Source organism: Mesorhizobium sp. M7A.F.Ca.MR.176.00.0.0, assembly GCF_004023165.1.
In the GTDB taxonomy this organism is placed as follows: domain Bacteria; phylum Pseudomonadota; class Alphaproteobacteria; order Rhizobiales; family Rhizobiaceae; genus Mesorhizobium.
In genome coordinates this window covers 1-11,929 of the sequence record NZ_RZTC01000034.1, presented here as the reverse complement: position 1 = coordinate 11,929, position 11,929 = coordinate 1, and the positions used below count along the sequence as shown (strand labels likewise).

Below are 11,929 nucleotides of genomic sequence, written 5' to 3'. Positions count from 1 at the left end.
ACAGCGCACCAAGCAGCGCAAAGGTCGCGCTGGCCTTCCTGGCGGTGTCGGCGGCCTGTTGCGCCTTGACCTTGGCGTCCTGAGCCTTGGCGATGACCGCATCCACCCGCGTCTTGGCATCCGCCTCGGAAAGCCCCGTGCGGGCGGCGACCAGTTGCGACAGATATGTCTTGTCCTCGGCCGACACTTCACCCGCCACGGCGCCGGCGATCAGGATGCGCGAGGCCTGCCCGGCCGCCGCGGCATCACTGTCCGGATTGGCGGCCGCCAGTTTGCTCGGATCGGCCGGACGAAACAGCGAATCCACCAGATAGGATGTCGCATTGTCGACCGACGGGGTGCCGGCATTGGCCGAGGCCCCAGCCGATGCGCCCATGGCAGCGCCGGACGCGACGGTGGACACCGCCTGCACGCCTGAACCGATCGCCGCGGAAAGCGCTGAGCCAAGCACGCCGACGACGAGCAATGTGGCGAGTGCCCAGGCGAGAAAACCGTGGGCGGTGTCACGGAAATAGACCTCGTCGGTATGAACGCCGACCCATTTGGTGCGCAGCCGTCCGGCAAGATAGCCGCCGAGGCCGGAGGACAGCCATTGCACGATGACCAGCCAGACCGCGGTGGAAACCGCGAATGTGGTAACGGTTGTGCCAGACCCCGACCAGGGAGACACCATGCTCAACCCCAGCCCCGAACCAAGCAGCATGAGGATGAGGGTCAGCGTCGAAGCCGCGAAGGCGCCGGCGACGATAGGCCCCCAACTTACGGCGGTGGCGGAGGATTCGGTTGAGGCGGAAACGTCGACAGCCGATAGGGTGGACTGCATGACAGCCCCCTATCGCGCGAACAGCATGATCAAAATGATGATCGGGATCGGAATGCCGAGCAACCAGAGCAAAATGCCGCGTCCCATGAAGGCCTCCTGTTAGAAATCGTGATCGATGTTGTCACAATGCTCCAAGGGGACTTCCGTTCCGGCGGACTATAAAATGATTTTCTTGCCGCCGGCGAACAATTGGCGCGCACAGCGCCAATGTCACAGACCAGATATCAGATGTCCAGATTGGCGACGGACAGTGCGTTGTCCTGAATGAATTCTCGCCTGGGTTCGACCTCGTCGCCCATCAGCCGCGAAAACAGCGAGTCCGCGTCGGTCGCGTCATTGACCTTGACCTGCAGCAGCGAGCGCACGTTTGGGTCGAGCGTGGTTTCCCAGAGCTGTTCGGCATTCATCTCGCCAAGACCCTTGTAGCGCTGCATTGTCAGGCCCTTGCGGCCGGTTGCAAAGACTGCATTGAGCATCGCCAGCGGCCCCGAGATGGTTTCGGAGACATCCTTGCGGCGCAGCACCGGCGGCGAGCCGTAGACCTCGCTGAGGCGCTGTGCGTAGCGGTCGAGCTGGCGTGCGTCGGCCGAATTGATCAGCGCCAGATCGAGATGCGCGTATTCCTTGACGCTGCGCACCGTGCGCTCGAACACATAGCCGCCGACACCTTCATTCGAGGTCGACATGCGGCCGGTCCAGCCGCGCTCGGTGTCCTCGGCAATGATGTCGAGGCGTTTTGCAATCCGCTCCGCCATGGCGTTGGCGCGGCCGAGATCGGTGAACACGTCCGGGTTGAGCCCGCCGGCAATCGCCGCCTGTTCGACGACGCCTCTGTTGTAGCGCGTGTGCAGGCCGTTGATCAGCTGGCGCACCGCCAGTGCGTCGTCGATGGCTCCGCGCAGGTCCTGCCCGATGCGAACCTCGCCCGAGCCGAGCGTAAGCGATGCTTCCTCCAGTCCCGAGCCGATCAGGAACTCTTCGAATGCGCTCTCGTCCTTGATGTATTGCGAGCTCTTGCCGCGCGTCACCTTGTAGAGCGGCGGCTGGGCGATATAGAGATGGCCGCGCTCGATCAGCTCCGGCATCTGCCGGAAGAAGAAGGTCAGCAGCAAGGTTCTGATATGGGCACCGTCGACGTCGGCGTCGGTCATCAGGATGATCTTGTGGTAGCGCAGCTTGTCGGCGTTGAACTCGTCCTTGCCGATCGAGGTGCCGAGCGCCGTGATCAGCGTGCCGATCATGTCGGAGCCGAGCATGCGGTCGAAGCGCGCCCGCTCGACATTGAGGATCTTGCCGCGCAACGGCAGGATCGCCTGGTTCTGGCGCGAACGCCCACCTTTGGCCGAGCCGCCGGCGGAGTCACCCTCTACGATGAAGATTTCGGACTTCGCCGGGTCGCGTTCCTGGCAGTCGGCCAGTTTGCCGGGCAGGGAAGTGACGCCGAGCGAGCTCTTGCGGGTGATATCGCGCGCCTTGCGCGCCGCTTCACGCGCCGCCGCGGCCTGGATCACCTTGTCGACGACCACCTTGCCTTCGCTCGGATGTTCTTCCAGCCAGGTGCCGAGCGCTTCGTTGACCAGGCCTTCGACGACAGGACGGACTTCCGACGAGACCAGCTTGTCCTTGGTCTGCGAGGAGAATTTCGGATCTGGAACCTTGACTGAAAGCACCGCCGTCAGGCCTTCGCGGCAATCGTCGCCGATCAGCGAGACCTTTTCCTTCTTGGTCAGGCCGGAGGATTCGCCATAGCCGGTGATCTGGCGCGTCAGCGCGCCGCGAAAGCCGGCCAGATGCGTGCCGCCATCGCGCTGAGGGATGTTGTTGGTGAAGGCCAGCACGTTCTCGTGGTAGCTGTCGTTCCACCACATCGCCACTTCGACGGTGATCCCGTCGCGCTCCGCCCGGATGGCGATCGGCTTGTCGATCAGCGGCTTCTTGACCCGATCGAGATATTTGACGAATTCCTCGAGGCCTCCATCATAGTGCAGCTCATGGCGCACGACGTCGGCGTGACGGGCATCGGTCAAAATGATGCGCACGCCGGAATTGAGGAAGGCAAGCTCACGCAGCCGGTGTTCCAGCGTGCCGAAGTCGAATTCGACCATGGTGAAGGTCTCGGCCGACGGGAAGAAGGTGATCTGGCTGCCGCTGCGGCCCTCATAGGTGCCCGGCTGCTTGTCCTGCTCATAGCTGCCGGTCGCCTTCAGCGGCGCGTCGGCATTGCCATGCGTGAAACTCATCTCGAAGATCTGGCCGTTGCGGCGGATTTTCAGCTTCAGCCACGCCGACAGCGCGTTGACCACCGAGACGCCGACGCCATGCAGGCCGCCCGAGACCTTGTAGGAATTCTGGTCGAACTTGCCGCCGGCATGCAGCTGCGTCATGATCACTTCGGCCGCCGAAATGCCTTCTCCGGTGTGGATATCGGTCGGAATTCCGCGGCCATTGTCGATCACGGTGACCGAACCATCGGGGTTGAGCGTCACGGTGACGAGATCGGCGTGACCGGCCAGCGCCTCGTCGATGGCGTTGTCGACCACTTCATAGACCATGTGATGCAGGCCCGAACCGTCGTCGGTATCGCCGATATACATTCCGGGGCGTTTGCGGACAGCATCCAACCCCTTCAAAACCTTGATGGAATCGGCGCCGTATTCGGCTTCAGCGCCGTTGTTGTTGTCGATCTGATCGCTCATGAAAACCTGTTGTCTGGATGCCGCTTGCACGGCGCGAAAAACCCGCTCCGAATCGCGCCTCTGATATGCACTAGATATAGGCGCAAAAGGCGGTTTTTCCAAGGTTTGCAGGCATTTCACGGGGAATGAGCCGGCTGTCCATGGCAGCCTCCCGTCAGGCCCTATTTCACTTTGGCCAGCCGGTCCCTGAGAAACTTGATCATGAACTTGTATCGCGGCGCCAGCCGCCCTCTGCGGTCGAGCTCCAGCGTCATGTCCAGCGCCTGCGAAAGGACCGTCTTGGGGTTCTTGGCGACCTGAGCGTAGTCGATCATGGCAACCACCAGGTCGCGCTGCCAGGTGGCGTTGTTTGGGTCGGACCGGGCGAGCTTCTGGCGGATGTCGAGACTGTCCTGGAAAGCCTGCCGCGCGCCTTTGACGTCGCGCTGCTTGGCCTTGAGCATGCCGATCTCGGACAGAGTGATCGACAGGTCGCGTTGCCAGTCGGCATTGGCAGGGTCGAGCTTGGCCAGCCGGTCGGCGATAGCGAAACTGTCTGTATAGGCCTTGAGCGCTCCGGCGCGGTCGCCCTGAATCGCCAGAATGCCGGCGACCTTTTCCAGGCTGACCGAAAGGTCACGTTGCCAGTCGGCGTTGGCAGGGTCACTGGCCGCCAGCATGCGGGCTATCGAGAGGGCTTGCCTATAGGCGGCGAGGGCTGCCGGCCAGTCCTCTTGATCGCTCAGCGCATTGCCCATCTTTGCGTTGCCGACAGACAGGTCGCGCTTCAACTCACTGTTGTCGGGGTCGCGGCCCACTAATTGTTCGACGATCGCATGGCCCGCTTTATAGGACGCGAGTGCGCCCGCCGCATCGCCGCGCTCGCGCTTGAGGTCGCCGATCGTATCATGGCTGACCGACACATCGCGCTGCCGTTCGGCATCCTGCGGCTTCTTTTCGGCCAATGCCAATCGGATCTTCAGGCTCTCCTCGTTGGCCATCTGGGCGTTGTCCAGTTGCCCCATGACCCGGGCAAGGCCGCCGATCTCGTCATAGCTGATGGTCAGGTCACGCTGCAGCTCGGCGCGCTCCGGTTCGTTGTCGGCAAGCTGCTTCTTGACCGACAAGCCTTCCTGGTAGATCTGCGAGGCCCCAGCCAGATCGCCTTGCGTCACAAGCACATTGCCGATCTTGTCGTCGGCCATGGCGAAGTCGCTGAACCATGACAGCCGATCGGGTTCGGCAGCGGTCAAATCCCTGAGCATGGTTCTGGCGGTCCGATAGTTTTCCAGCGCTTCCGGCAGGTCTCCTTGCGCCAGCTTGATGTTGCCGAGCTTGATGTGGCTGACGGCAAAATCGCGCTTGACGCTCGGGTCGGTTTCCCGGGCCGAACGCAGCTCGAGATTGGACACCAGCGCTGCAAAGGCGCGGCCTGCCGCATCGGTGTTGCCGACAAGGGTGTAGAGCTTGCCGAGCTCGTCCAGCGTTCGGATCTGGCGGTCGGCCTGGTCCAGGGTCAGATCGGTTTGCCCGGCCTCGCCGTAGAGGACCAGCACCGATTCATAGTCCTTGATGGCCGTGGCATAGTCGAGGTCGGCACGCGCCGCACCGCCCGACAGGAAACGCGTCGCCGCCTCGGACAGCGTGCGGTTGACGAAGTTGGCCTTCAAGGCGTTGCGCGAAACATTGTCGATGTCGGCGGCCTTTGCGAGGATGGCGCGAGCCCCATCGAAGGCGCCGAGCGAAAGCTGCTCCTCGGCCTGCCGGCGCAATTCCGTCACCTGCGGATCATCGGAGGCCAGCGTCCTCATTTCGCCGCGCACCTTGACGAAGGCGTCGGCCGCCTCGCGCAACCGGGCATTCAGGCTGTCCGCCGAAAGGTGGCTGGCGTCGGAGCTGATCAGCACGCCGTAGAGAGGCGCCAGCGGCATGTCGGCATCGCTGGCGACCTGCTCGACCTCACCGCGCATTTCCGGCGTCACGTCGGCCATGGCAAGCAACAGGCGCTCGCGCTCCGGCAATTGTTGCTTGGCGGCCGCGGCAAAAAACAGCTTCGGCAGGCCGCTCTCGACGTAAGGCAGCTGTTTGCCCCGCGACAAATCGTAGACCTCCTGCTGCACCAGCGTCAGCACCGAGCGGATCTCGAGCCCGTCGGTGCCGAGATATTTGGTCAGCGCTGTCGTGAAGGGCGAGTTCTGGCCGGTGCCGTCGGCAGCCGTCTCGCCCGGTGCGGCGGAGAAGGCGAACAGGATGTTTTCGGCGCGGCCAATCCGGCCGAGACCCGGCTTCACCTTGTCGGAGACATCCTTTGCCAGCGATGTCGCGCCGCGCCCTTCACCGCTGCTTCCCGAAAAGGGATCGCTGCGGCAGGCGTCGAGCATGATCAGGCCGACCTTGGCCGTGGCGGCCACGCTGTCGCGCACCTCTTCCAGCGGCAGGCTGGTCTTCTCCAGCGCATCGAGCGAGGAGGCGTCGGCATCGATCGGGAGCAGCCGGTTGTCGCCCGAGATTTCCACGCCGTGGCCGGAGAAGTAGACCAGCGCCACGTCGGCGCCTTTGGCATCCAGGCGAAAATCGTCGAGCGCGCGGCGCATTCGCCGCAGGTCGCGATTGGTTTCGAGGATGACCTCGAAGCCGAGCTTCTTCAGCGCCGCTGCCATCGCCTCGCCGTCATGGACCGGATTGGCGAGCGGCCGAACCAGGCGGTAGCCGTCCTCGGCTATGATCAAAGCCACGCGTCGCTCAGCCACCGCGGCGGCGGTGCTCATGAGCATCAGCAGCAAGGCAAAAAGCAAGCGCAAGTCGAACCGCCCCCCGGCTTGTCCATTTGCGCAAACATTCCACCTCTTTATGCCATGAGCAAGCCGGGCTTTTTGCGGAAGACCAGCGTTTTCAGGCAACCCGCATAGGCTTCAAAGCCTCGCTCCAGCGCAACAGCTCGTCGAGCATGGTTTTGGCTCCGCCCTGCACCTGTTCGCTGGCGTTGAAAGCGCCGTTCTCATCGAGCAGTTTCTGGTACATCGGCAGCGCGACGCCTTCCGAGATCGGCATGACGCCGACCGATGTCAGCAACGGCTTCAGCGCTTGCGCCGCGCGCAGGCCGCCGGAGACGCCGCCATAGCTGAAAATGGCTGCAGGCTTGTACTTCCATTCACGCGAGAGATAATCGACCGCGTTGACGATCGCCGGCGCCACGAAATAATTGTATTCCGGCGCCACGAAGACGAAGGCGTCGGCGGCATCGATCGCTTTCGACCAGGCCTTGGTATGGTCGTTCTTGTAATTGCCGAGCCTTGGATGGTGCGGTTCGTCCAGCACCGGAAGCTTGAACGTATCGATGTCGGTCAGTACCGGCTCGAATTTTCCATGCTCGCGCGCGAACGTCTCCAGCCACTCGGCAAAAACCGGTCCGGCGCGGCCTGGCCGCGTGCTGCCGATGATGATGTTCAACTGGTGCTTCAAGGCGGGCTCCTAGGTCTGGCGGTATCTGTTGGTGACCTACGGCAGGGCACGGCCGCGGACAAGGCGGCACCGCCATGGAGGCGGTCACAATCGGCTGAACGGATCGCCTGCCGTGACGCCTCGGGCTGCATATTTGCGCCTGCCGTTCGGTCACATGGACGCCCGCATTGCCAGCCACTACATTGGGGTATCAGCGGAGCAGCCCATGGACATCCAGCCCGCCCCCTTCATTCCCCCGGCGCCGAAGCCGCGCACCACGCCGCCCTCGACGCTGGAGATGATCCGCATCGTCTACCGCAACCCGCTCGAATTGTGGGGTGAGCACACCTACAACGAGCCGTGGATCTCGGCCAGTGGTGTTGGTGGACATCTGATCGTCGCCAATGATCCCGGCCTGATCCGCCATGTGCTGGTCGACAACGCCAGGAACTACAAGATGGCGACGGTGCGTCAGAAGATCCTGCGGCCGATCCTGCGCGATGGCCTGCTGACCGCCGAGGGCGAGGTCTGGAAGCGGTCGCGCAAGGCGATGGCGCCGGTGTTCACGCCGCGCCACATCTTCGGCTTCGCCCAGCCGATGCTGAGACGCACGCTGGACTTCGTCGCCCGCTACGAAGACGGCGGCACGTCCGACATCGCCCATGACATGACGCTGCTCACCTACGACATCCTGGCCGAGACGCTGTTTTCCGGCGAGATATCAGGCGAGCCCGGCAGTTTCGCCAACGAGATCGACCGCCTGTTCGAGACCATGGGTCGCGTCGATCCGCTCGATCTGTTGCGCGCGCCCGACTGGCTGCCGAGGCTGACCCGTATCCGCGGCCGCAAGACCATGGCCTATTTCCGCAAGATCGTCACCGATACGGTCAAGATGCGCGAAGCGAAATTCAAGCGCGACCCCGATGCCGTGCCGCAGGATTTCCTGACGCTGCTGCTCAAGGCCGAGGGACCCGACGGGCTGACGCGGGCCGAGGTCGAGGACAACATCATCACCTTCATCGGCGCCGGCCATGAGACGACGGCGCGTGCGCTGGGCTGGACACTGTATTGCCTGGCTGAATCACCGTGGGAGCGCGACCGGGTCGAGCAGGAGATCGACCAGGTGTTGGCGCGCGAGCCCGATCCGACGAAATGGCTCGATGCCATGCCGTTCACGCGTGCGGCTTTCGACGAAGCGCTCAGGCTGTATCCGCCGGCGCCGTCGATCAACCGCGAGCCGATCGAACCGGAAATGTGGAAGGATCTTCATATCCCCAAGCACGCCGCGGTGCTGGTGATGCCCTGGGTCGTGCATCGCCACAGGAAACTGTGGGACCGGCCGGATGCCTTCCTGCCGGAGCGCTTCCATCCGGGAAATCGCGAAAAGATCGACCGCTTCCAGTATCTGCCGTTTGGCGCGGGTCCGCGCGTCTGCATCGGCGCCAGCTTCGCCATGCAGGAGGCGATCATCGCGCTGGCGATCATGCTGTCGCGCTTCCGCTTCGACACGACAGCCGAAACCAAACCCTGGCCGGTACAGAAACTGACCACGCAGCCCCAAGGCGGTCTGCCGATGCGGGTCACGCCGCGACAGGCATGAGACACAGCTTCAGACGGTTGTGATAAATCAAGCAGCAGGCTTGCGTTGCTGGAACTGGCCGGCGGCGCGGTAGCGCCAGAGATAGCTGGGCAGGATCGTCGCGATCGATTGCGGCTGGATGCCGAGCCCTGCAAGCGTCCTGTTGGTCTTGTTGGCGGCGTCCGAAACGATGTTGTGCTCGCGCAACTGCGTCACCTGGTCCTTGGTCAGCAGCGGATTGGGCAACAGGCCGAGGATCGAGGCCTGGATGTTGGCCACCCACCACGGCACCGGCACCAGCAGCCGCTTGCGCTCGATCACGTCGAGCAGCTCTTCCATGCACTGCTTGAAGGTGAGCACCTTCGGTCCACCAAGTTCATAGATCTGGCCGCCATCCACCTTGCCGTCGACCGAGCGCGCCACCGCTTCGGCCACGTCGCCGACATAGACCGGCTGGAACTTGGTCTGGCCGCCGCCGATCAGCGGCAGCACCGGCGAATAGCGCGCCATGTTGGCGAAGCGGTTGAAGAAGCCGTCTTCGGGTCCGAAATTGATCGACGGCCGGAAGATCACGGCGTCCTTGATCGTCTCCAGCACAGCCTTTTCGCCAAGCGCCTTGGTGCGCGCGTAGTCTGATTCGGAGTCCAGATCGGCGCCAAGCGCAGAAATGTGGGTCAGGCCGGCGCCGACCGAGCGTGCGGCCTCGGCCACTGCGCGGGCGCCGAACTCGTGCACGGCGGAGAATTTCTGCCGGCCGCTCTCATGCAGGATGGCGACCAGATTGACGACGTGGTCGGCGCCCTGCACGGCGCGGTCTACCGACCAGCGCATGCGCACATTGGCCTGCACCGGCTGGATCTGGCCGACATTGCCAAGCGGCTGCAAATGGCCGGCAAGATCGGGCCGCCGGCAGGCGACCCGGATGCGATAGCCGCGCTTGGCCAACGCGCGCACGACATGGCGGCCGACAAAGCCTGACCCGCCAAAGACGACGACGAGCTTTGGGGTCTGCAGGATTTCGGTCATGGCTGGCTCCGGCGCTCGCAAGCTTGGCTGAAGCCGTTTCATAATCCGTTTCGTGCCAAAGGCAAAGGGCGACGCGTCGTCGCTATCAGCCTGTCAGAACGCTTTGCCCATACGGGCGTCGACCGAATGGCGGTTGCCGCCGCGAATGACGAAAAAGAGCAGGATCGCCGCCCAAAGCAGCGACTTTTCCGCGCCCGAATAGCCTTGGTCCATCGTGACCCAGTGGAACCAGACCGTGACCAGCAGCACGAACAGGCCGGCAAAGGCGGCCGGCCGCGTCAAAAACCCGATGGCAATGAAGATGCCGCCGAAGAATTCAGTGCAGGCCAGAAGCAACGACCACAACGCGCCCGGATAGAAACCGAGACCCTCGACCATCTCGGCAGCGCCGAAAGGATTGGTGATCTTCTGCGAACCATGGATGGCGAAAAACCCGCCGGCGACGACGCGAAGAACGGTTTCGGCACCATCGTGCAGAGCCGCGTAAAGCCTGCCAAGGACCGGGATGACAAGGGCGTTGCGGGGGTTGTCCGTGCTTGCCGACATTATAGCTCCTCTGTTTTGCTCAATTAGCGCAAACGGCCGGTCGGGTCGGCCGAAGTCAAATGAACAAAAGTTGACCAAAACAAGAATGTTTTATTCGTTGTGCGATCAAAACGCAGAAAACCCCGCCGAAGCGGGGTTTTCCGGGTGACATCCATGCGAAGTCAGGGGCCGACGGAGCGGCCTGACCTGAGACGGTATCAGGAGGGCGTGAAGCAAGTACGCCCACCCCAGCCCTGAACATCCGACATGGTGCCACCAACCTTCTTGCAGGCGGCGACGAAATCGGCGCTGCAATTGGCGAATTTTGCATGGCCGTTCTTGCAGTAATGGTCTTCGGTGGCGCCGCCGCTCGGGGCGGCGATGACACCCGGGCTGGCCGGCTTGGCCGGCGCGGCCTTCAGGGTGGCTGCCTGTGTGGCACCCATGAACGAGCCGAGCAGAAGGACGGCGGTCAGCATGGTGATCTTGGTGTTGGTCATGACAATTTCCTTTGATTTGGGTTGAGGTTTCCGAGGCGCGAAGGACCGGCCTTCGCGTGATGCAGGCTTTCGATTTCGGTTTGCTGCTTCTCCCGGTGTGGATCGGGCAAGCTCGCCTTGCCCTGGACAAAGCTGGGTCGCAGCAAGGCGCGGAAAGGTTCAGCAGCGCGCAAAGAAAATCGCACCGCGCCGCGCCTGCGGCGGGCAGATTTCAGATAACTATTTGATATAAAAAACTATTCAGGAAGAATAGCGTGCGGCGAATTCGGAAATGCGCTGCACCACCGCCTTGGATGCCGTGATGCCCCGCGCTTGCGCCTTCTCGGCGGCCTCTGCGCGGGCACGACCGGGCACATGCACGCCGAAGCGCCGCCGCAGCCGATCGAGCTGGTCCTTCATTCGTTGCTCGAAATCCGGATCGAGCAGCTTGGGTTCGATAGCAAGCACGAACAGCCCCGTGCCGGGGCTGTCCGGTCCACCGCTGAACCATGGCGCGTCGAGCGACCAGTTGGCGCCCGACAGGCCCGCCGCCAGCACCTCGACCATCAGCGCGATGTTGGCGCCGCGCTGGCCGCCGAAGGCGAGCATTGCGCCCTTCATGGCGGCGGCGGGATCGGTGGTCGGGTTGCCGCTGGCGTCCAGCGCCCAGCCTTCAGGGATCGTCTTGCCCTCCTCGGCCGCTTTGCGGATGTTGACGAAAGCGGTGGCGCTCGACGACTGGTCGATGACCAGCGGCGCGCCGTCGGCGGCAGGCGCGGCAAACGACATCGGGTTGGTGCAGTAGACCGGCTTGACCGAGCCCGAGCCGGCAAGCACGGCCGGGCCGTTGGTGGCGGCGAACGACACCAGACCAAGTGCTGCCAGCCTGCCGGTGAAATAGCCCAGAGCGCCGCATGTATAGGCGTTCTTCTGCGAGAAGATGGCGACGCCGAACAGCTTTGCCGCCTTGGCGAGGTCGTCGATGGTGCGGTCGAAGCCGGTATGCGCCAGCCCCCGGCGTGCATCGGAGAGATAGACCGCAAGCGCCGGCCGGGTGATCACCGGGTCGGCATTGCCGTCGATGCGTCCGGCTTCCAGCGCCTCGAGATAGTCGATGAAATGCGACAGACCGACCGAGGAAAGCCCTTCGGCCTCGGCTGATATGATCGAAGCAGTGAGCGATTGTGCCGCTTCCTCATTGGCGCCAGCGCCAAGTGCCGCCATCCGGCACAGTCCTTTTGCCTGGTCGAGACTGAGTTGCATGATGGCAATCCTAGGGGAGTAAGGGAATAGGGGAATAGGGGAATAGGGGAATGGTGAGCAGTGAATAGCGAATGGGGATGGAATTGTGAACGTGAATAGTGGCTGGCTACTCCCCTAC

Annotated in this window: 8 protein-coding genes and 1 pseudogene; 1 reads left to right on the top strand and 8 read right to left on the bottom strand. The window is 63.2% G+C overall.

The genetic code is table 11. The features are described from left to right. The 4 genes and pseudogenes from EOB59_RS13795 to EOB59_RS13780 all read right to left on the bottom strand — a co-directional run. Nucleotides 1-703: pseudogene (locus tag EOB59_RS13795) on the bottom strand (hypothetical protein); the annotation flags it as partial. Nucleotides 704-1,047: 344 nt separating this feature from the next. Next, a complete protein-coding gene (gene gyrB / locus EOB59_RS13790) occupies nucleotides 1,048-3,519 on the bottom strand; it encodes a DNA topoisomerase (ATP-hydrolyzing) subunit B (protein WP_127322107.1) in 2,472 nt (823 codons plus the stop codon). A 161-nt stretch (nucleotides 3,520-3,680) separates the two neighbouring features. Further along, nucleotides 3,681-6,299 (bottom strand): caspase domain-containing protein, encoded by a 2,619-nt coding sequence (locus tag EOB59_RS13785; protein ID WP_128288563.1) that lies wholly within the window; start codon nucleotides 6,297-6,299, stop codon nucleotides 3,681-3,683. Between the two features lie 91 nt (nucleotides 6,300-6,390). Next, nucleotides 6,391-6,960: an NADPH-dependent FMN reductase gene (locus EOB59_RS13780; protein WP_127381466.1), complete on the bottom strand. Its 570-nt coding sequence runs from the start codon at nucleotides 6,958-6,960 to the stop codon at nucleotides 6,391-6,393. A 205-nt stretch (nucleotides 6,961-7,165) separates the two neighbouring features. On the opposite strand from EOB59_RS13780, the gene EOB59_RS13775 reads away from it, so the two are divergent. Further along, a complete protein-coding gene (locus EOB59_RS13775; RefSeq protein ID WP_127270315.1) occupies nucleotides 7,166-8,539 on the top strand; it encodes a cytochrome P450 in 1,374 nt (457 codons plus the stop codon). A 27-nt stretch (nucleotides 8,540-8,566) separates the two neighbouring features. Here EOB59_RS13775 and EOB59_RS13770 read toward each other — a convergent pair whose 3' ends face one another. The 4 genes from EOB59_RS13770 to EOB59_RS13755 form a co-directional block, all read right to left on the bottom strand. Next, nucleotides 8,567-9,544, bottom strand: a complete 978-nt coding sequence (locus EOB59_RS13770) for a complex I NDUFA9 subunit family protein (protein WP_128288562.1) — start codon at nucleotides 9,542-9,544, stop codon at nucleotides 8,567-8,569. A 93-nt stretch (nucleotides 9,545-9,637) separates the two neighbouring features. Further along, nucleotides 9,638-10,090: a DoxX family protein gene (locus tag EOB59_RS13765; RefSeq protein ID WP_128288561.1), complete on the bottom strand. Its 453-nt coding sequence runs from the start codon at nucleotides 10,088-10,090 to the stop codon at nucleotides 9,638-9,640. A gap of 197 nt (nucleotides 10,091-10,287) precedes the next feature. Beyond that, nucleotides 10,288-10,569, bottom strand: a complete 282-nt coding sequence (locus EOB59_RS13760; protein WP_128288560.1) for a hypothetical protein — start codon at nucleotides 10,567-10,569, stop codon at nucleotides 10,288-10,290. Between the two features lie 240 nt (nucleotides 10,570-10,809). Continuing rightward, nucleotides 10,810-11,811 (bottom strand): Ldh family oxidoreductase, encoded by a 1,002-nt coding sequence (locus EOB59_RS13755; RefSeq protein ID WP_164895645.1) that lies wholly within the window; start codon nucleotides 11,809-11,811, stop codon nucleotides 10,810-10,812. Nucleotides 11,812-11,929 lie beyond the last annotated feature (118 nt).

What these genes read in the sequence shown, in the direction of transcription:
- gyrB (WP_127322107.1), bottom strand. Translation starts at nt 3,519, where the DNA reads ATGAGCGATCAGATCGACAACAACAACGGCGCTGAAGCCGAATACGGC.
- EOB59_RS13775 (WP_127270315.1), top strand. Translation starts at nt 7,166, where the DNA reads ATGGACATCCAGCCCGCCCCCTTCATTCCCCCGGCGCCGAAGCCGCGC.
- EOB59_RS13770 (WP_128288562.1), bottom strand. Translation starts at nt 9,544, where the DNA reads ATGACCGAAATCCTGCAGACCCCAAAGCTCGTCGTCGTCTTTGGCGGG.
- EOB59_RS13765 (WP_128288561.1), bottom strand. Translation starts at nt 10,090, where the DNA reads ATGTCGGCAAGCACGGACAACCCCCGCAACGCCCTTGTCATCCCGGTC.
- EOB59_RS13760 (WP_128288560.1), bottom strand. Translation starts at nt 10,569, where the DNA reads ATGACCAACACCAAGATCACCATGCTGACCGCCGTCCTTCTGCTCGGC.
- EOB59_RS13755 (WP_164895645.1), bottom strand. Translation starts at nt 11,811, where the DNA reads ATGCAACTCAGTCTCGACCAGGCAAAAGGACTGTGCCGGATGGCGGCA.